The organism is Streptomyces sp. NPDC101776 (assembly GCF_044766845.1).
GTDB lineage: Bacteria > Actinomycetota > Actinomycetes > Streptomycetales > Streptomycetaceae > Streptomyces.
Genome location: NZ_JBIWMV010000010.1, coordinates 325,115 through 344,777 on the forward strand (window position 1 = coordinate 325,115; position 19,663 = coordinate 344,777).

Here is a 19,663-nt window from a genome sequence, read left to right on the forward strand (position 1 = left end):
CAGTTCACCCCGTTACGAAGGCCGGGCCAGGCGCCCGGCCCCGTCGGCGTGCCCGCGCAACACCGAGGAGTCGTGAATGACGACCACCATGCCCGAGAACGGCGGCCTCCCCCAGGAGGAGAGCGACCGCCCCTGGACCGACCCCGCCCTGCCGACCGCCGAACGCGTCGAGGCACTGCTCGCCCGGCTCACCCTGCCGGAGAAGGTCGCGCAGTTGAGCAGCACCTGGGAGGACATCGAGGCCGACGGCCCCGAAGTGGCCCCGGGCAGCAACCACTTCGGCCGCGTCGGCGACCTCGACGAGACCGCCCGGCACGGCCTGGGCCAGCTCACCCGGCCCTACGGCACCCTGCCCCGGCCCGCGTTGGAACACGCCCGCCTGCTGGCACAGCACCAACGGCAGGTGGTGGCGCAGAGCAGATTCGACATCCCCGCCATGGCCCACGACGAGTGCCTGACCGGCTTCACCGCGTACGGCGCCACCATCTATCCCACCTCGCTCGCGATGGCGGCCACCTTCGACCCCGCGCTGATCCGCAGGGTGGGCGAGGCCATCGGCTCCGACATGGCCGAGGCGGGAGTCCACCAGGGCCTCTCCCCCGTCGTCGACGTCATCCGTGACTACCGCTGGGGTCGCTGCGAGGAGACCTACGGCGAAGACCCTTACCTGGTGGGCGAGTTGGCCGACGCGTATGTCACAGGGCTGCAGAGCGCGGGGGTGTACGCGACCCTCAAGCACTTCGCCGCGTACTCGGCCTCGATGGGCGGCCGCAACCACGCCCCCGTGCACACCGGCCGCCGCGAACTCTTCGACGTGATCCTCCCGCCGTTTGAACGCCTCGTCGCCTCGGGCGTGCGGTCCGTCATGAACTCGTACGCCGAGATAGACGGCGAGGCGCCCGCAGCGAGCCGCTGGCTGCTGACCGAAGTCCTGCGCGACACCTGGGGTTTCGAAGGAACCGTCGTCTCCGACTACTGGTCCCTGCCCTTCCTGGTCAACGCCCACCGGGTGGCCGCCGACCTGCCCCACGCGGGCGCGCTCGCCCTGCATGCCGGGATGGACGTAGAACTGCCCGATCAGCGCGGCTTCGGCGACGCGCTCGTGCACGCAGTCGAACGGGGCCTGGTGGACGAGGAGTTGGTCGATCGGGCTGTACGCCGGGTTCTGCTCCAGAAGGCGGACCTCGGACTGCTCGACGCCGACTGGGACCCGCGCCCGCCCGCCCTGCGCGCCGGAGAACTGGACCTGGACAAGCCGGAGAGCCGCCAACTCGCCCTCGCGGTAGCCCAGTCGAGCGCCGTGCTGCTGTCGAACGACGGGATCCTGCCGCTCCCCTCGACCGGGCGCATCGCGCTGATCGGCCCGTGCGCGGACGACGTACGCACCATGTTCGGCTGCTACAGCTTCCCCAACCACGTCCTCGCCGAGCGCGACGACCTTGGCAACGGTGTCGAGGCGGTCTCCCTGCGCGACGCGCTGACGGCCGAACTGCCTGGCGTGGAGTGGGAGTTCACGCAGGGCTGCCCGATCCGCGAGACGGACCGCTCCGGTATCGCGAACGCGGTGGCGGCGTCCGCCGGGGCCGACCTCACCGTGCTGGTCGTCGGTGACAAGGCCGGCATGTTCGGGATCGGCACCTCGGGCGAGGGCTGTGACGTGGAGGACCTGCGGCTGCCGGGCGTACAAGAAGAGCTGGTCGAGGCCGTGTTGGCGACCGGGCGGCCGGTCGTCCTGATCGTGAGCAGCGGTCGGCCCTACGCAGTGGGCCGGTTCGCGTCCACCGCCGGTGCCATGGTGCAGGTCTTCCTGCCTGGCGAGGAGGGCGGTCGCGCTGTGGCCCAACTCCTGGCAGGGAAGGCGAACTTCACCGGCAAGCTGCCCGTGCAGATTCCGACCACGCCCGGCGGCCAGCCCTACACCTATCTGCACGCGCCGCTCGGCGACCGGCAGAGCTGGCTCTCCAACCTCGATCCGACCCCGGCGTTCCCCTTCGGACACGGGCTGTCGTACACGACCTTCGAGATCGACGGGCTCGGTGCGGACCGTGAACTGGTGCCGGTGGACAGTGAGTTCACGGTGAGCGCGCGGGTGCGGAACACGGGGGCGGTCGCGGGTGCCGAGACGGTGCAGTTGTACGCGATCGATCCGGTCGCGCAGGTGACCCGGCCGGTGCGGTCCCTGCTCGGGTTCGCCAAAGTGGCTCTCGAACCGGGAGAGCGGGCGATGGTCCGTTTCCATGTCCACTCCGACCGGCTGGCGTTCACCGGTCTGGCGGGGCGGCGCATCGTCGAGCCCGGCGAGATCCAGCTCCGGATCGGCGTCTCCAGCCTGGACACCCCCGTCCGGGAGACGGTCCAACTCGTCGGCGAGGAGCGGGACGCGACGGTTCTGCGGCAGCACGGGGTACCGGTGAGCGTCGAGCGGGAGTAGGCCGGACGGACACACACAAGAGGACGGCGCGACCGTGAACCACGGTGGCGCCGTCCTCCGTTGCGCGTCTAGGCGCGGCTCCATTGCTGGTTCGCGGCGCCCAGTCCGGTCCACAGCTCCACCTTCGAGCCGTTGGCCGTCCCCCAGTTGGTCACGTCGATGACCAGGCCGTTGGCCCGGTTGACGATCGTGCCGTCCACGCGGAACGCCCACTTCTGGCTGGACTTTCCGTTGCAGGCCCACAGGATGAGCGTGGTGCCGGCGGTGGTGCCGTCTCCGTTCGCGGCAAGGCAGTTGCCGTTGACGCGGAGTTCGCCGGCCGTGGTCTGCGTGATGGTCTGGTTGGCGTTGCCCGAGCAGTCGTAGAGCTGGACCTGGACGCCTGTCGCACCGTTCGGGACGTCGAGGCAGCGGCCGGAGTTCGTGCCCTTCAGGGTGAAGGTGGCGGCCGTGGGGAGCGGGTCCTGGACGAGTTGCCAGTCCTGCGAGCCGTCGGTGGTCGCGGCGGCGACGGTGACGGAGCCGCCGGCTGTCGAACCGGTCATGTAGAGGCCGGTGTTGAGGACGGAGCGGAGCTTGTAGTAGCCGCTGGTCGACGAGGCGACCTGGGTCCACTGTTTGTCGGTGGCTCCGTCGTCGACCCACTGGGCCAGCTTCTGCCCGGCTGTCGCGGTGCCGGTCCAGATGGCGACCGAGCGGCCCCCGGCCTTGTTGAGCAGCGTGATGTTGCCGCCCTTGGCGGTGAGGTGCCAACGCTGAGTGTTGTCGGTGGAGTTGGCGGCGCTCAGGATCAGGTCCGGAGTGTTCCCGGTGAGGTTGGCGTCCTGTGTCTTGCCGGAGGCGGGGCTGAGCACCTGGCCGGTGAGCCGGTTGACGAGGCTGTAGTAGGCGCCGTCGGAGCGGCCGAGGTCGACCTCGGCGTACTTCACGGGGCCGACACTGGTGCCGCTCCAGGATGCCTGGAGGACGAGGACCCGTCCGGTGCCGTCGACGTACTGGAGCATGCGGCTGTACCCGGACGCGATCGACGTCTTGTACTCCTTCCAGGTCCCGGTGCTGAGCCCGGACTCGTTGACCCAGACGTCGCCGCTGCCCGCCGCGTTGTAGACGATCCGGCCGTCCGGCATCGGGAGGAGGACCGGGCTGCCGCCGGTGGACAGGGTGGCCCCGCCGGAGGGCACGGGCAGGGAGGTGATCGCGGCGTCCGTGGCCGAGAAGAACTTCGTCGGGTCGTCGGAGATCCGGTAGCGGACGTTCGTACCGCCGCCCCAGTACTCGTATGTCAGGAGCCACTTGCCGTCGGTCGTCGGGGCGATGGTGGTCATGCCCGGGCGGCCGCCGCCGATCTCCGTCTTGCCGCTGCCCATGCTCACCGTGGAGCCGGGGACGTCAACGACCGGTGAACTCCAGGCAGTTGAGCTGGAGCCGTCCCAGGTGCGGTGGAGGAGGACCTGGCCGCCGGAGTCCGTCGCCGTGGCGTTGTCCGGGTCGAGGGTCGGTGCGCCCGTGGTGGTGTTGTAGCCGGTGTAGTCGTCCTCGTCCGAGTAGTAGGCGATGAGCCGGCCGTTGTGGGCGAGGAGATGGGGTTCCCAGACGGGGTCGACCTGGGCGAAGGTGTTCGCCGTCGAGACCCTGCCGACGCTGCCCGCGCTGCCGCCCTGCCAGCCGCCGGCGGCGATGATGTTCTGGATGGTCCAGGTCGCGCCGTCGTCGGTGCTGGAGTAGAGGGCCAGCGCCACGTCCTTGCGGTCGCCGTCACTGGTTGGCGTCCAGCTGGAGTTGGCGGCCTTCTGCTCCTGGTAGTAGTAGTCGTCGCCGGAGACGATGCTCGCCAGCAGCAGTGTGCCCGCGCTCAGACTTCCGACGTTCTGCGGCAGGACGTAGAGATACGGGTTGGTCCAATTGCTCGTGTATTCGGCGTACTTGGAGTCGCTGGAGAGATAGGCGGGGGCCTTGACGTCGGCCAGTTTCGCCCAGGTCGTGCCGGAGTCGTCACTCTTGTATATGGGAAGTGTCTGGCCGACCGGAGCGGTCTGGTCGTTCTCGAAGGTGGCCACGATCCGGCCGTCCGCCAACTGGGCCGACTTCGGGTAGAGAACACACGGGCTCTTGCTGCACGCGGCGGTATTCGTCGCCGTATACAGATTTGCGGGACTCGGCTGATAGGCCGACGCGGTCGTCGCGGAGGCGATGGCGAATGCCACGCCCATGCCGAAGGCGGTCGCCGCAGCGAAAGCCTTTCGCGCCCAAGATCTGGTCAACGGCGTTCCTTTCACCGGGGAAGGCGCGCACCACGTTCCACGGGTTCCGGAGTTTCCGGAGGTCCCAGGGGGATGGAATGGGGGGTGCGGAGCAGGAGGCCAGTATTCGTAAGCGACACCGCGATGTCACCGGCACGTGTCGAAAGTGTTTCGCAGGATTGCGAGTTACGCGGTATTGACGTGGGTGGCGGGACGGCGCACGGAAGTCGACGTCCGCAGCACGAGTTCCGTGGCCAGCTCGATGCGCGGGGACACCGGCGCCCTGCCCTGGGCGAGTTCCAGAAGTACGCGGGTGGCCTCGCGCCCCAGCTCCTCGAAGGGCTGGCGTACCGCGCTGAGCGGAGGGCAGGCCATCGCCGCGACGAGGGTGTCGTCGAAGGACATGACCGCCAGGTCGTCCGGTACGGCGAGCCCGTGCTGCCGGGCGGCCTCCAGGACGCCGAGCGCCTGTGCGTCGCTGGCCGCGAAGACGGCCGTGGGCGGGTCGTCGGCCCGCAGGATCTGGCCGGCGGTGGCGAGCGCCTCGGCGTAGTCGAAGTCGGTGGAGCGGACGATCGCCGGATCGTAGGCGATCCCGGCCTCCTCCAGCGCGGCCCGGTAGCCGTGCACGCGTGCCGCGCCGGCCAGGGAGTGGGAGCGGCCCGCGACCATGCCGATCCGGGTGTGCCCGAGCCCCAGCAGGTGCTGTACGGCGTCGCGGGCGCCGCTCCAGTTCGTCACGCCGATGCTGGGGATGTCCTCGGAGGGCGCGCTGAGCGGGTCGATCAGCACCACCGGGAGCCGTTGCTCGACGATGCGGCGCTGGTCCTCCTCGGAGAGCATCGAGATCACGATGACGATCCCGGCGGCGCCGAGCGCGACGCACTGCTCCAGCCAGCCGGAGATCGAGCGCCGGCTCGTCGTGCCGGTGACGACGTCGATCCCGAGCGCGCCGGCCGCGTCCACGATGCCGCGGACCACCTCCAGTGTGTACGGCCCGGACAGGTCACGGAACACCGCGATGATCTGCCGGGGTGTCGCGGGGTCCCGCTCCCAGGGCCGTACGAAGCCGTGCCGGGCGAGGAGTTCCTCGACCCGCTCGCGGGTCCGGGCGCCGACGTCCCGGCGCCGGTGCACCACTTTGGACACTGTGCTGAGCGAGACACCCGCCTCCGTGGCGATGCTCGTCAGGAGGCCGTACTGGGCCTCCAGTTGTCCCTTGCCGCGACCTGTCACCCGATGCCCGTTCCGTTCGCCGAACACCGATGCGCCGGACCGCATCGCGTACCTGGCCAGTAACTTTGCCGCAACGTAACGGGGCGCGGGCCGCGGAGGCAAGACCGGTGCACGACCGAGGCGGCGGGGCCGCCCGGTGCTCATCCCGCCCGGATCGCCGTCCCCGCCGCGGCGGTCGTCCGACGGACGCTCTGGGTGATCCGTACGAAGGAGCGGATCAGTGGGGTGGTGTCATCGGCTCGCCAGGCGATCACGAACCTGCTCGGTGGCATATCGGTCAGCGGCACCACCGTCAGCCCCTCGGGCAGGGTGTGCCCGAGGGGCATCAGGCCCACGGTGCCGTTCCACAGGACGGACTGGAGGCACTCGTGAGCCGTCCGTACGACGGGCCCGTCACGGCGGCGGTCGGTGTCGTCCGCCGCGCGCGTCCAGTAGGCCTGCCAGACCGGGTCCGTGCCGTCCGGGAAGCGGAACCAGCGGCGCTCGGCGAGGTCGGCCAGGCGCAGGCCGTCGCGGTGGGCGAGGGGGTCGTCCGTGCGCAGGACCACGCCGACGGGGTCCGAGCGCAGGGTCCGGGTGGCGATGCCGGTGTCGTCGAAGGGGGCCCTGGTCAGCGCCACGTCGACGAGTCCGGCACGTAGTCCGGCGGTCGGATCGGTCAGGTCCGACTCGCGGATGACGATGCGGACGGCGGGGTGGTGCTCCCGGTGAACGGCGGCGAGCCGGGTGCCGAACTCCTCGGCGCTGTCCGCGAGGGTGCCCACCGTCAGGGTGACCGGTCCGGCCAGGTCACTCACCCGGGCCCGCACCCGGTCGGCCTGCGCCAGCAGGGCACGCGCCTCCTCGTGGAGCAGGACGCCGGCCGGGGTCAGGGCCACCCCGGTGGGCGAGCGGAGCAGGAGAACGCAGCCCAGCTCGGTCTCCAGTTGCCTGATCGCGCGGCTCAGCGGCGGCTGGGTCATCCGCAGGCGCGCGGCGGCCCGGCCGAAGTGGAGTTCCTCGGCGACCGCCACGAAGTAGCGCAGCGTGCGTAGCTCCATGACCGGCGATGATACCGACGCGGTATCGGGTGTACAGGATCGGTCTTGGACGCGGAACGGGGTCCGGCGGTGGAGTGGGGGCCGGACGAGAACGTCGCACTGCTGAGGAGTCGCCATGGCCGACCGTGTGTTGCCGGACCCCGTCGTGCACATCGCCGAAGTGCGGGAACTGGGCCGGGACTTGGTGGTCGTACCGGACCGGCGGGTGCCCTTGGTGCCCAACATCGGTGTCATCGGCGGGCGCGACGCGGTGCTCGTCGTGGAGACGGGGCTGGGGATCCAAAACGCCGCGAGAGTACTGGAGTTCGCGTCCGAGTACGCCAGGGGACGCAGGCTGTATCTGACGACGACCCACTTCCACCCGGAGCACGCGTTCGGGGCGCAGGTCTTCGCGGGCGAGGCGACATTCCTCGTGAACCGTGCGCAGGCCGAGGACCTGAGGGTGAAGGGGGCGGGCTATCTCGACATGTTCCGGGGGCTCGGCGAGCCGGTCGCCCGGCAGCTCGAAGGGGTCGTACTGCCGGAGCCCGACCTCGTGTACGACGAGGCGTACGACCTCGAACTGGGCGGCCGGGTCGTGGAGTTGAGGGCCACCGGGCGGGCGCACAGCAGGGGCGACCAGGTTGTGCGGGTGCCGGACGCGGACGTGCTGTTCACGGGGGACCTGGTGGAGGCGGGGCAGTTCGCCATCTTCCCGTGGTTCCCGCCGTACGACACAGATGTCTCGGGCACGCGCTGGCTCGCGGTCATGGAGCGGCTCGCGGGCGAGGGGGCGCGGGTCGTGGTGCCGGGCCACGGGGCCGTCGGCGGGCCGGAGTTGCTCGCGGACGTCCGCGACTATCTCCGGCTGCTGCGGGACGAGACGTGGGTGCGGCGCGACTCGGCGATGAGCGAGGAGACGATCGTCGAGGAGGTCGGGGCGCTCATGATCGAGCGGCATCCGGAGTGGGCGGAGCGGGACTGGATCGAGAAGGGCGTCGGCTGTCTGTGCGCCGAACACCCGGCGTGAGCGGGCGAGTTACGACGCGGACGTCACGAAGCCGTCCCTGGCCCGGTCGAAGACGGGGCGGTAGGTGTCCCACTTGACATCCGGGGCCGAGAGGTAGATGTCGTACTCGCGGTCGCCCTCCCGGCCGAAGCCGAGGTCGATGGCGCGGAACACCCGGACCCGGCCCTGGAAGGTGAACTCCCAGATGGCGGCGGGCTGTTGACGCAAGGTGGTCTGCTGCATACGGAGTCTGCGGTACGTGGGGTAGTTGACCTTGGTGTTGGCCTCGATGTCCGCGAAGTGCGTGCTGGGGTTGGGTCCCGCGGGGTCGACGACGCCGATGGTGAGCCCGGCCAGGCCCGTCCCGTCGGTATAGGTGACGCTCTCCGCCGACCGCTTGCCGGCCTTCCAGCCGTCCGGCACCGGGAAGGAGACGCCGAGTTGCCGGTCCCGTACGAGGTGATAGCCCGCCGGGACGGGTGACGCGGAGGCCGTGGTCGTGGGCGTGGACGGGCTCGCCGCGTGCCCGGGTGCGGACATCGATGTCGTGTGCAGCACGAACGCCGTGGTGGCCACGGCCGCGGCCACCGCGACGGCGATCCCTCCGAGGAGCAGCCCCTTGCGGCCCCGCCGCCGCCCACGACCGAAGTCTGCCGCAGGCTTCGGCTCCACGGTGGTCAACTCGGCGGTGGCCGGGCGCAGTTCGGCCGTCGGCTCGCCCCACCACGCGGTCTGCAGGGCCCGTTCCGTCTGTTCCGCCGTCGGCCGTTCGCCGGGTTCCTTGCTCAGGAGCGCCTCGACGATCGGCTCCAGCGGTCCGGCCTGCTTCATGGGTTCCAGCGGGTCCACGGCGATGGCGTACGCGGTCTCCATCGCGGTGGCCCGGCGGAACGGCGGGCGTCCCTCGACGGCCTGGTAGAGCGTGGCGCCCAGGGCCCACAGGTCGGAGGCGGTGCCGGTAGCGCGCCCGCGGATCCGCTCCGGGGCCATGTAGTGGATGGAGCCGACCATCTCGCCGGTCTTGGTCAGGGTCGACGTCCCGTCCGTCATGGCGATGCCGAAGTCGGTGAGGACGATGCGGTCGCCGGCGCCGAGCAGGACGTTGCCGGGCTTGACGTCGCGGTGCAGGACACCGGCGGCGTGGGCCGCGCGCAGGGCGGCGACCATGTCCAGGCCGAACCGGGCCGCCTCCTGGTACGGGAGGGTACGGCCGTCCTCGATGAGTTCGGCGAGTGTGGGGCCCGGGACGTACTCCATGACGATGCAGGGGCGCCCCTCGTCGTCGACGACGTCGTGGACGACGATCACGTTCGGGTGCGCGATGCGGGCGGCGCTGCGGGCCTCGCGGCGGGTGCGTTCGTAGAGGGTGGCGAGTTCGTCGGCGGAGAGTTCCGGCCGGTCGTGCAGCCGCTTGACCGCGACCTGACGGCCGAGCACCTCGTCGTCCGCCCGCCAGACGGTGCCCATGCCGCCCCGGCCGATCCGCTCGGTGAGCCGGTAGCGCCCGGCGATGCGACGCCCTTCGTCCGACACGGTATCCTCCGCCGGTTCTGTCCCTGTTCGATTTGCCTGGTCACCATAACCAGCTCTTGTTCCGGATTCGTATGGGGAGGATCACGGCCCGGCTCTGCTCTGGAGGGTGGAGAGGGTCTAGTACCCCGGTACTAGTCACGCCGGCCGTTTTCACTTCCCCGGTGCCGCGGACACGAGGAAAGCCGCTCATAGCGTCGAGGGGTGGGTCACGCAGGCCCTCCACTTTCCATAGAACCTGGTGGGAGTACCCCATGGCCACCTTCCTCTACCGGCTGGGCCGGTTCTCGTTCCGGCGCCGAAGGCTCGTCCTGATGCTGTGGATCGCCGCGCTGGCGGTCGTCGGCATCGGTGCCATGAACGTCACGACGAGCACCTCCGACAGCTTCAGCCTCCCCGGCACCCAGTCGCAGAAGGCGATCGACCTGCTGGAGAAGGAGTTCCCGCAGGCATCGGCCTCGGGCGCCACCGCCCGCGTGGTGTTCGAGGCACCGGACGGGCGCACGCTCGCATCCGGCGCCGACAAGGCCGAGGTCCGGTCGCTGATCGCCGACCTGAAGAAGGCGCCCCAGGTCGCGAACGTCAGCGACCCGTACCAGAGCGGTCTGATCAGCAAGTCCGGCACCATCACCTACGCCCAGGTCACCTACAAGGTCGCCCAGCCCGACGTCACCGACGCGGCGCGCGACGCGCTGCACTCCGTGGCCGACCGGGGCGAGAAGGCCGGCCTCGCGGTCAGCCTGGGCGGCAACGCCGTACAGGAGAAGGCGGGTGGCGGCGCGACCGAGTTGATCGGTCTGCTGATCGCGGCCGTGGCGCTCGTCATCACGTTCGGGTCGCTGCTCGCGGCCGGGCTGCCGCTGCTGACGGCGATCTTCGGGGTCGGGACGGCGGTCGCCGCCATCACCGTCGCGAGCGCGTTCTTCGACCTCAGCTCGGCCGCCTCCACGCTGGCGCTGATGCTGGGCCTGGCGGTGGCCATCGACTACGCCCTGTTCATCGTCTCCCGGTACCGCAGCGAGATCCGGGACGGCCATGAACCGGAGGAGGCGGCGGGCCGCGCGCTGGGCACCGCCGGTTCCGCGGTGGTGTTCGCGGGTCTGACCGTCGTCATCGCGCTGGCCGGTCTGAGCATCATCGGCATCGGCATGCTGACCACCATGGGTCTGGGCGCCGCCTTCGCGGTCGTCGTCGCCGTGCTGATCGCACTGACCCTGCTGCCCGCGGTGCTCGGCTTCGCCGGGATGCGGATCATGGGCAGCCGGTTCACCAACCGCCGGATGCGCGCGGTCCAGGAGCGCGGCGAGGGCGAGACGACGGGCGTGCGCTGGGCCCGGTTCGTGACCCGCAACCCGCTGAAGATGCTGGTCGTCTCGGTCGTCGGACTCGGTGTCCTGGCCATCCCCACGCTGTCGATGCGCCTGGCCCTGCCCGACGACAGCATGTCCTCGCCGGGCACCAGCGAGCGCATCGCCTACGACACGATCACCAAGGGTTTCGGCGACGGCTACAACGGTCCGCTGACCGTGGTCGTCGACGGCCGGGACGGCAACGGCGCCAAGACCGCCGCGCAGGACGCGGTGACCCAGCTCGGCAAGATGTCCGACGTCGCCGCCGTACGCCCCGCGGTGTTCAACCAGAGCGGCGACGTGGCCCTGATCTCCGTCGTACCGAAGAGTTCGCCGAGCAGCAAGGCCACCGTCGACCTGGTCTCCGAGATCCGCGACCGGGGCCCGGCGCTGAAGTCCGACACCGGCGCGGAGCTGATGGTGACCGGCACGACCGCGCTGAACATCGACGTGTCCAACAAGCTCAGCGGCGCCCTGATCCCCTACCTGGGTGTGGTCGTCGGTCTCGCCCTGGTCCTGCTGCTGCTCGTCTTCCGCTCGATCCTGGTCCCGCTCAAGGCCGCCCTCGGCTTCCTGCTCAGCGTGCTCGCCACGCTCGGTGTCGTGGTCGCGGTGTTCCAGTGGGGCTGGCTGGCGGACCTGTTCGGCGTCGACCAGACCTCGCCGATCGTGAGCGTCCTGCCGATCTTCATGATCGGCGTGGTGTTCGGACTCGCCATGGACTACGAAGTGTTCCTGGTGACCCGCATGCGCGAGGAGTACGTCCACGGGGCCGATCCCACGGAGGCCGTGATCGCCGGCTTCCGGTACAGCGCCCGGGTGGTCACGGCCGCCGCGGTCATCATGATCTCCGTGTTCGCCGGGTTCCTGCTGGACGACGTGGCGCTCATCAAGTCGATCGGCCTGGGCCTCGCCTCCGCCGTCCTCTTCGACGCCTTCGTCGTCCGGATGACCCTCGTGCCCGCGGTCATGGCCCTGCTCGGCCGCCGCGCCTGGGCGCTGCCCGGCTGGCTGGACCGGGTGCTCCCCAACGTCGACGTCGAAGGTGAACGCCTGCGCCACCTGCTGGCCGAGACCCCGGACGAGTCGGGCAGCGGGGAGCACGCGCCCGTGTCGTCCGGCGCCACCGGCCGGAGCTGAGGCGGCCGCCGTACGATCCACACCAGGGCGCGGACCACGGCCGTACGGCTCCCGCCCCTGTCGACCACACCGTCCCCGCCCGCCGGTCCCCTTCCCCCCGGGACCGACGGGCGGCTCGCCCGCACCATGGAGGGTGTTCCGTGACAGCACCGCCGACGACGGATCGGCCGCTCAAGCCCGAGAACCTGATGGGACGGACTCGGCTGGGCGACTCCGAGTACCGCTCGGTCGTCCGGCTGCTCACCTGGCTGGGTCGGGTGCGGGCGGCCGACCTGGCGCATCCGCGGGTCAGACGGTGGGGGGTGCCCGCGTTCTACGCCCTCGGCGGCATCCCGGCACTGATGCGCGCGGCCGACGACTCCGGCCCCGCGTTCGTGCTGATGCTGGCGGTCACGGTGGGGTACACCGTGCCGTTGCTGTGGCGGAGACAGCGGCCCGTGCTGGTCTTCGCCTTCTTGGTCGTCCTTTCCGAGCTGTGCCTGTTCCTCGCGGTGGACTCGGGATCGAGCGCCACCCAGTTGGTGGCGCTGCTCAACCTGGGGCGCTTCGGGGCTCCCGGCCAACTGGCCGTCGGCGTCGTGTACAACCTCGGGCAGACGTTCGTGTCGATCGCCTTCTTCAACGGGCTCAAGGAATCGAACCAGACGGCCAGTACCCCGGTGCTGGCGTTCCTGGCCGTGGTCGCCATCCTGTCGATGGCCGCGCTGGGGCTGGCCGGAAAACTGGTGAACGCCTACATCGAGGCGCTCCAGGAGCATGCCGTACAACTGGAGTTGGAGCGCGACCAGCGCGCCCGGCTGGCCGCGGCCGGCGAACGCGCCCGGGTGGCACGGGAGATGCACGACATCCTCGGCCACACCCTCGCCGTGATCGTCGGGCTCGCGGGCGGTGCCGCCGGGCTCGCCGAGGCCAAGCCGAAGCGGGGCGCGGACACGCTGCGGATCATCGCGGAGAGCGGGCGCGGCGCGCTGGCCGAACTGCGCAGGCTGCTCGCCGTCATCCACGACGACGAGCCCGGCGACACTCCGCTCGCGCCCCAGCCCGGCCTGGCCGATCTCGGCGCCCTGATGAAGCGGGTCCGGTCCGCGGGCCGTGCCGCCACTCTGCGTCTGGAGGGCCAACTCACCGGTCTTCCCGAGGGAGTTCAGCTCGCCGTCTACCGCATCGTGCAGGAGGCCCTCACCAACACGCTCAAGCACGCGGCACCGGACACGACCGTCGAGGTCACGGTCACGGCCGACGCGGAGGCCGTGCACATCACCGTCGAGGACACCGGCCCGCGGCAGACAGCCGGCACCGATGAGCTGGGCAAGGGTCTGGTCGGCATGCGCGAGCGGGCCGCGCTCTACGGCGGACAGGTCGCCGCGGGCCCCAACTCCCGTGGCGGCTGGACCGTCCGCGCCCTCCTCCACCTCACCTCGACCGCCCCCGACCTGATGGAGAAGCACCCGGCATGACCACCGTCCTCATCGTCGACGACCAGGCCCTGCAACGCCTCGGCTTCAGCATGCTCATCGAGCAGTATCCCGATCTGAGCACCGTCGGCGAGGCCACGCACGGCGTCGAGGCGGTCCGGCTGGCGGCCGAACTGCGCCCCGACGTCGTCCTGATGGACGTCCGTATGCCCGGCATGGACGGCATCGAGGCCACCCGCCGGATCGTGCGGTCGGGCGGGCGCTCCCGCGTCCTGGTCCTGACCACCTTCGACCTCGACGAGTACGCGTACGCCGCGCTGCGCGCCGGGGCCAGCGGCTTCCTCCTCAAGGACGCGCTGCCCGAGGAACTCGTCGCGGGCATCCGGGCGGTGGCGGCGGGGGACGCCGTCATCTCCCCCGGCCTGACCCGCAAACTCATCGACGCCTTCGCCGACCGGATGCCCGGCCGCACCCCCGAACAGGACCGCCGCCTCGACGCCCTGACCGACCGGGAGCGCGAGGTGCTCACCGTCATGGCGGCCGGCTGGAGCAACACCGAGATCGCCGAACGCCTGTGCCTCGCCGAGTCCACCGTGAAGTCCCACGTCAGCCGCATCCTCGCCAAGGTCGGCGCGCGGGACCGGGTCCAGGCGGTGATCTTCGCGTACGACGCCGGGTTGGTGCGGCCGGCCTGAGTTCCTGGTCCTAGGCGCTCGGCGCGGTCACGAACCCGTCGATCAGCGCGGTGAGTCGGGCCGGTTTCTCCACGGGCAGTTCATGCCCGGCGTCGACGATCCGCACGACGGCGTCCGGGTAGGCGTCGGCCATCCGCAGCATCTGCGAGAGCGGCAACTGGATGTCGTGGTAGCCGTGCGCGATGAGCGTCGGCGCGGTGATCTCGTGGACGCGGTCGAGGACGTCGAAGGCACGCGTCGCGCCGTAGCAGGTCATGACGACCTCGCGGGGCGTGGCCGCGGAGGCGTCGATGTACACGCGGATCTTCTCCTTCGGACAGCCGGGGGCGAAGGCGCGTTGAATGTTGATGGCGACGAACAGCTTGAACGGCAGCAACGTGGACACCGCCAGCAGCAGGCCGCGCGACCGGCTGTACGTCATGCGGCTGATCGAGGGGACCGCGCGACCGTGGACCGCTTCCCCCGTACACATCGCGTGCGCGTTCCCTCCGACCGATCGCGGAACGGTCACGGGATGACGGGCGGCATCTCGGTACGTCACGAAGACCGCCGATTCTGCTGGGCGCGCGGGACGCGGAGGTTATCCGTTGCTCCAGGTTTCGTGGGTGGCGACTGCCTCCGTCAGCTGGTCCTGGTAGGCAGAAGGGTCGGTACGCGCCAGCCTCCGCAGGATCTCGATCGCCTCCGACGAGGCACGCAGCGCTTCCACCCGCTTCCGCTTGACCCGACCGGCCATGCGCAGCCGGGCGAAGGCCATCAGTTCCATCGCGAGATCGGGCTCGAACCTGCCGGGGTGGGCCTCGGCGAGTCCGCGCTGGATCTCGACGGCTTCGGCCGAGGCTTCGAGCCCCTGTCGAATCCGGGCCCGCGTCGACTGCGGCACCGACGTCAGCGATCCATCCATGGGCCACAGGAGAAGAGCGCTCAACTGCCTTAAACTCAGGGCGAGTTCGCTGGTGACAAGTCCCGGCCGGGTCTGCTCGATCCGCCGGTAGCCGCTGACGGCGTCAGAGGTGACGGCGTACGCCTCGCGTTGGCGGCCCTCGATGGACAGCCGTAGGCCATAGGTGCGCAGCAGGGCGGCGCGGCCGGCCTCGTGGTTCGGTGTCTGTGCTTGCGGCCCGGTCGCACGGTGGTAGATGGTGACAGCTTCCTCGTAGGCCCCCAAGGCTTGTCCGCCCCGCCCGATCCTGCCCAGCTGTGTGCCATAACCCCTCAGCGCGTCGGCGAGTTCCGCCTCGGTCTCGGCACCGGGAAAGTCCTGGGCCAGTTCCCGGCGCACACGGACCGCCTCCGCAGCCAGCTCCACCGCCCGGTGCTGCTCACCTGCTTCTGACAGTGCCGTGCTGAGGTTGAGGAGACCGGTCGCGTATTCGGAAGCGGGGAAGGATTTGCTCCTGGCCCTTATTTTCTCGTAGAGCGCCATGGCTTCCTCGGAAACACGAAGGAAGTACTGCGGCTGCCCGGCGTGATGCAGGTGAAAGGCCAGGTTGATCAAAGCTCCGGCCAGCAGCGGTTCGAAGATTTCGGGTGCCCCGTCGGCCAGCCGCCGGTAGATCTCCGCGGCCTCCTCGGAGGCTTCGTGCGCCTCCCGCATCAGCCCCAGGTCCACCAGTACAAGGCGGAGGTTGCCCAGCGCACCGGCGAGGCCTGCTTCGAATACGGCCGGGTTGGCGTCGACCAGCCTGCGCTGTATCCCGATGGATTCCGCCGTGGTCCGGCGTGCCTCTTCGTTCAGGCCCAACTCCAGTTGCAGGACACCGAGATTGACGAGCGCGGTGGACAAATCAGGCTCGCAGCGACCAGGATCGGCCGTCGCGCGCTCACGATGGATCGCGACCGCTTCGAGATGCGCTTGCAGGGCTTCCTCCGGACGCCCGTTCTGAAGGAGGGCCTCCCCAAGGCTGGTGAGCGGCACGGCCAGATCGTCGCCGAAGAGTTCGGAGTTGAAGTCCGCGAGAGTCCTGCGGATGCCGACGGCCTCCCTGACCGCGTCGTAACCCTGTTGGTGCAGGCCCAACTTCGACCTCATGTTCCCGAGATTCATCAGTTCCGTGGCGAGGAGCAGCCAGTTCTCTCCCGGGTCGCTGGGCACGAGCGGGCGCCTGATCTCCACGGCTTCCTCGTAGGCCGACAGCGCCTCTTCGTGACGTCCGAGATCCGCCAGGCCGTTGCCCAGGTTGTTGAGTGCCCTCGCGAGGTCGGGCATTACCGCGCTGTCGGTCAGCGCGAGGTCTCGTCGGATTGTGGCGCATTCCCTGTAAGCGGCCACGCCTGCCGCGTAATCGCCCGCATTGAGCTTGCGGTAGCCACGCATGGCGAGCAGATGGGCTTTGGTCAGCGGGTCCGGGTTTTCGGCGATGCGCAGGTCGGTCAGGCGATGGACGATCGCCGCCATGGCGATGTCGAGATCCGTACGCCGCTCGGGCATCACCGACTCGACGGCCGAGAGCACCGGCGCTTCGCAGGCTTCGGCGACACCGCTCAGGGCGGCTCCGCCTGCGTCGACGGCAAGTTGTGGGTCGGCAACGAGGGTGTCCGTGAGGCAGTGGGCGACATGGGGCCAGCGGTCCGGTGCGGCCGCGGAAGAGAGGAAGGTCAGCGCTCGCGGCAGATGAGCGGGCGGCGAGCCGTCGCTGCGGCGGCCGAGGAGACAGTGCACAGCGTCGTCCGCCCAGGTGTCGGACGCGAAGTCGGTCACGTGGTGGCCGGGAAGCATGAGCGCGAGAAAGTCCTCGCACAGCCGGTCCGGGTAGAGCGGTTCGAGAACGGTCTTCGCCGCGGCGGCAGGGGGATAGCAGACGGCGTGGTCGTCAAGGATGCGGTCGGGGTGCCCTTCGAGGTCCAGTGCTCGTACGATCGCCTTGCCCTCGGCGCGGGCGACGGGCCCGGTCAGTGCGGCCCCGAAGACGGTACGGGCCATGAGGCTGGGAGGTGTGCGGAAGTCCAGGCCCTCAAGATGGTTCGCCCACAAGCCGGTCCAATGGAGTCGTTCCCGTCGCAGCAGGTACGCCGAGAGGTTCGCCAGGCCTTGCGGTGGCGGTGGCGTGTCGTTGCCTCTTTCGTTGCCGCTCTCCCTCGCCCTCTCCCTCTCGCTGTGAGTGTCCACAGCGACCAGGGCGGCCATGTGCAGGGCGAGGATGAGACCGAAGTCCCGCTCCCCGAGCGTCTGCGGGGAAACGATGGCGTGACGCTTGTCCGGCGCAATGCCGTAGTGGAACGCGAAGCAGTCCCGGGCGACGGCGAACATCCGTTGCCGTTCGGCGAGTTCTGTCTTGGTGGACAGAGCAGGCAGCGGCAGCTCCGAGGTGTGAACATCGGCCCGAGCCCCCCGGAGCAATACCTGGGGAGACTCCAGGGCCGCACGGACGGCGGCCCAGGGTTGCAAGGAACGGGCCAGTAACAGCACCCGGGTCGGAACGTCCTGGTGAAGGAGCGCGTTGCTGAAAAACCATGCGAGATGGGAGTGCGGCCAGCGGTCCGCGTAGTCGATCAGGACGAGAAGGCCCCGGTTGTGGCGCAGCCGCAGATCCTGACTGTCCAGCGGAGGATGCACCGACCCCGCAGTGTGGTGGGCATGGACCACTTTCCAGCCCGCGGCGGCGCTCTGTTCGGCGAACTCGTCCGCCAGGCGCGTCTTTCCCTGACCCCCAGGCCCGTACAGCCACTTCACGGCGAGCCCGGGCCGGGAGTCGTCACGCCAGGCGGTCAGGGCCCGCTGTTCTTCGTCGCGGCCGGTGAACGTGACGATCCGATAGCCGGCGGTGAGCAGCCGACTGGGCTGACCACGCAACTGGCCGGGCGTGACGACGGGATGGTCGCCATGCACAGTCAGCAGATAGACCGGCCCACGGTCCTGGAAGACATGCAGATCGGCGCCGATCACGCCGTACCCGAAGCCGCTCTCCACGACGATGTTCTGGTGACCCGCGGCCGACTCACCAACTGGGTATGCCGACCCGGTCACGTGGAGCTCTCGCTCTCCTCCACCCCTGTACCGCCGTAGTGAATGATGACGTTGCCGTCCTGGGCCGCGTAGGCCCGTCCGCGGTCCTTGACCGTGACGTTCTGCACCCGGCCCCCGCCGCCGGCCGTCGCTGCGGACTCCACCAACTCCCGCAAGAACAAGGCGGCTTCGGGCTGTTCGCGCAGCAACGCCACCAGCCGCCGGTTCCACGACGGCGCCAGGTTCGCCCGTACGGCCCCCGGGTCGTCGTCCCGCTCGCTGTCCACGAGGTCTGCGTCCGCGTCGAGTTGGGCGAGCAGAGCCGCCTGCTGTTCCTCGGTGGCACCGGCATTCCGGAACAGCCGAAGGGCACACGCTCGGGTACCTTGCCACGCGTCGGTGGCCATCGCCGCCACGATCGTTGTGGCTCCCGACATGGCCAGTGCCGTCAACGCAGTCTCCAGCACGCGTCCCCCCTCCGATGCCACCCCATACACCCGTATAGGGGCATACCCGCCTTGTTGTGCTGCCAGTCTGCCGAGGGCCGCGTGATCACATCCGGCTTTCGCCAACAGCCGGCGATGCCACCACTACGCGTGGTAACGCCAAATGCCGCTCGCCGAACCCGAATTCCACCGACCAGATCCAGCGGACCCTTCGTTCAGGACAGCCCGTCGTTCCACGAACACCGACCAGTCGATGCTGCACCAGAGCGTGGGCAGCAACTCGTCCTCTTGGGGATCCGGGGGCACTGGTGCTCACCCCGGCGGGTGAGCACAGAAGTCGAGGCGCGACGGTGCGGAGGCAGGCCAGATCCGTGTCCCGCCTTCTCTCGGGACGACGCGCACATCCGGAACCCGCACGTACCGCAAGCCCTTCCACTGGGCAGATGTCCTCCCATCACCGGGAATTTGACGAGAACCAGTACTCTGCCGCTCGCGTCATACGGCAGTGTGCCGACGGCCTGAACTGTGGGGGGACCACATGAGCGGCGAGATCTACTTCAGCAACAACTACCGTGACCTGTGCGTACGCAACGGGACGGGGGCCGGTTTCCAGTTCGAGTTCTCGTGCGCCCGCTGCTACGACACCTGGCGTTCGCCGTTCGAGGCGTACGTCGGTGAACGGGCCGCCACCTGGCTCGGCAAGGGCGTCGACGTGGCCTGGAGTCTGCTGGGCAGCGCGGGCCGGGGCGTCTCGTCCGCGGCCGACGGGCTCGCGGGAGCCGGCTGGGGACAGGCCCGCGACCACGCCTTCCAGCAGGCGATCGACAACGCGGAGGGGCACTTCAACCGCTGCGCCCGCTGCACCGACTACGTCTGCGGACGCTGCTGGAACGCGGCGCAGGGACTGTGTCTGCGCTGCGCGCCGGACACCGCGGCCGAGGCCATGGCGGCCCAGCAGCGCGGCCTCAACGACATGGCGTCCCAGCGGGCGTACAGCGCGGGACAGCAGGCCGGGCAGACCTATGACCCCACCACACCCCGGCAGTTGGTGTGCCCGCAGTGCCGGACGGAGACCCACGGGGCCGCCTTCTGCTCCGGCTGCGGCTATCACCTGGCCCAGTCCACCGCGTGCGCGTCCTGTTCCGCCGTGGTGCCGGACGGCGCCGCGTTCTGTCCTGGGTGCGGAACGCGGCGGTAGCGCGGCCGG

The 19,663-nt window shown here is 70.0% G+C and carries 12 protein-coding genes and 1 pseudogene; 6 read left to right on the forward strand and 7 right to left on the reverse strand.

What is annotated here, in order from left to right; translation table 11 throughout:
* Positions 1–76 precede the first annotated feature (76 nt).
* Positions 77–2,431, forward strand: coding sequence for a glycoside hydrolase family 3 N-terminal domain-containing protein (locus ACIRRY_RS29600; protein WP_403978260.1), 2,355 nt, complete (start codon positions 77–79; stop codon positions 2,429–2,431).
* A 68-nt stretch (positions 2,432–2,499) separates the two neighbouring features.
* Here ACIRRY_RS29600 and ACIRRY_RS29605 read toward each other — a convergent pair whose 3' ends face one another.
* From ACIRRY_RS29605 to ACIRRY_RS29615, 3 genes are all read right to left on the reverse strand, one after another.
* Positions 2,500–4,641, reverse strand: a complete 2,142-nt coding sequence (locus tag ACIRRY_RS29605) for an RICIN domain-containing protein (protein ID WP_403978373.1) — start codon at positions 4,639–4,641, stop codon at positions 2,500–2,502.
* Between the two features lie 216 nt (positions 4,642–4,857).
* Positions 4,858–5,952 carry a substrate-binding domain-containing protein gene (locus ACIRRY_RS29610; protein WP_403978263.1) on the reverse strand — a complete coding sequence of 365 codons (1,095 nt, stop codon included), beginning with the start codon at positions 5,950–5,952 and terminating at the stop codon, positions 4,858–4,860.
* A gap of 95 nt (positions 5,953–6,047) precedes the next feature.
* The gene (locus ACIRRY_RS29615; protein ID WP_403978266.1) at positions 6,048–6,947 is read right to left on the reverse strand and encodes a LysR family transcriptional regulator; all 900 of its coding nucleotides are present in this window, start codon (positions 6,945–6,947) and stop codon (positions 6,048–6,050) included.
* A 115-nt stretch (positions 6,948–7,062) separates the two neighbouring features.
* On the opposite strand from ACIRRY_RS29615, the gene ACIRRY_RS29620 reads away from it, so the two are divergent.
* On the forward strand, positions 7,063–7,956 hold the full coding sequence (locus ACIRRY_RS29620) for an MBL fold metallo-hydrolase (protein ID WP_403978268.1): 894 nt from the start codon (positions 7,063–7,065) through the stop codon (positions 7,954–7,956).
* 9 nt (positions 7,957–7,965) lie between these two features.
* Here the strand turns inward: ACIRRY_RS29620 and ACIRRY_RS29625 are convergent, their stop codons facing one another.
* On the reverse strand, positions 7,966–9,468 hold the full coding sequence (locus ACIRRY_RS29625; RefSeq protein WP_403978270.1) for a serine/threonine-protein kinase: 1,503 nt from the start codon (positions 9,466–9,468) through the stop codon (positions 7,966–7,968).
* A gap of 251 nt (positions 9,469–9,719) precedes the next feature.
* Here ACIRRY_RS29625 and ACIRRY_RS29630 point away from each other — a divergent pair, with 251 nt between their 5' ends.
* From ACIRRY_RS29630 to ACIRRY_RS29640, 3 genes are all read left to right on the forward strand, one after another.
* Positions 9,720–11,954, forward strand: a complete 2,235-nt coding sequence (locus ACIRRY_RS29630) for an MMPL family transporter (RefSeq protein WP_403978273.1) — start codon at positions 9,720–9,722, stop codon at positions 11,952–11,954.
* A gap of 140 nt (positions 11,955–12,094) precedes the next feature.
* Positions 12,095–13,411, forward strand: a complete 1,317-nt coding sequence (locus ACIRRY_RS29635; RefSeq protein WP_403978275.1) for a sensor histidine kinase — start codon at positions 12,095–12,097, stop codon at positions 13,409–13,411.
* Entirely contained in the window at positions 13,408–14,064 is a 657-nt protein-coding gene (locus ACIRRY_RS29640; RefSeq protein WP_403978278.1) for a response regulator, read from the forward strand. The genes ACIRRY_RS29635 and ACIRRY_RS29640 overlap by 4 nt, the downstream gene beginning before the upstream one ends.
* Before the next feature lie 10 nt (positions 14,065–14,074).
* Here ACIRRY_RS29640 and ACIRRY_RS29645 read toward each other — a convergent pair.
* From ACIRRY_RS29645 to ACIRRY_RS29655, 3 genes and pseudogenes are all read right to left on the reverse strand, one after another.
* Positions 14,075–14,503, reverse strand: a pseudogene (locus tag ACIRRY_RS29645) (alpha/beta fold hydrolase); the annotation flags it as partial.
* A 141-nt stretch (positions 14,504–14,644) separates the two neighbouring features.
* Positions 14,645–18,031, reverse strand: a complete 3,387-nt coding sequence (locus ACIRRY_RS29650; protein ID WP_403978281.1) for a tetratricopeptide repeat protein — start codon at positions 18,029–18,031, stop codon at positions 14,645–14,647.
* On the reverse strand, positions 18,028–18,477 hold the full coding sequence (locus tag ACIRRY_RS29655) for a hypothetical protein (protein WP_403978284.1): 450 nt from the start codon (positions 18,475–18,477) through the stop codon (positions 18,028–18,030). Before ACIRRY_RS29655 ends, ACIRRY_RS29650 begins: the two co-directional genes overlap by 4 nt.
* A gap of 517 nt (positions 18,478–18,994) precedes the next feature.
* Here ACIRRY_RS29655 and ACIRRY_RS29660 point away from each other — a divergent pair.
* The gene (locus ACIRRY_RS29660; RefSeq protein ID WP_403978287.1) at positions 18,995–19,654 is read left to right on the forward strand and encodes a zinc ribbon domain-containing protein; all 660 of its coding nucleotides are present in this window, start codon (positions 18,995–18,997) and stop codon (positions 19,652–19,654) included.
* The last annotated feature ends 9 nt before the right edge of the window (positions 19,655–19,663 follow it).

What these genes read in the sequence shown, in the direction of transcription:
- ACIRRY_RS29610 (WP_403978263.1), bottom strand. Translation starts at nt 5,952, where the DNA reads ATGCGGTCCGGCGCATCGGTGTTCGGCGAACGGAACGGGCATCGGGTG.
- ACIRRY_RS29640 (WP_403978278.1), top strand. Translation starts at nt 13,408, where the DNA reads ATGACCACCGTCCTCATCGTCGACGACCAGGCCCTGCAACGCCTCGGC.
- ACIRRY_RS29605 (WP_403978373.1), bottom strand. Translation starts at nt 4,641, where the DNA reads ATGGGCGTGGCATTCGCCATCGCCTCCGCGACGACCGCGTCGGCCTAT.
- ACIRRY_RS29615 (WP_403978266.1), bottom strand. Translation starts at nt 6,947, where the DNA reads ATGGAGCTACGCACGCTGCGCTACTTCGTGGCGGTCGCCGAGGAACTC.
- ACIRRY_RS29620 (WP_403978268.1), top strand. Translation starts at nt 7,063, where the DNA reads ATGGCCGACCGTGTGTTGCCGGACCCCGTCGTGCACATCGCCGAAGTG.
- ACIRRY_RS29630 (WP_403978273.1), top strand. Translation starts at nt 9,720, where the DNA reads ATGGCCACCTTCCTCTACCGGCTGGGCCGGTTCTCGTTCCGGCGCCGA.
- ACIRRY_RS29660 (WP_403978287.1), top strand. Translation starts at nt 18,995, where the DNA reads ATGAGCGGCGAGATCTACTTCAGCAACAACTACCGTGACCTGTGCGTA.
- ACIRRY_RS29600 (WP_403978260.1), top strand. Translation starts at nt 77, where the DNA reads ATGACGACCACCATGCCCGAGAACGGCGGCCTCCCCCAGGAGGAGAGC.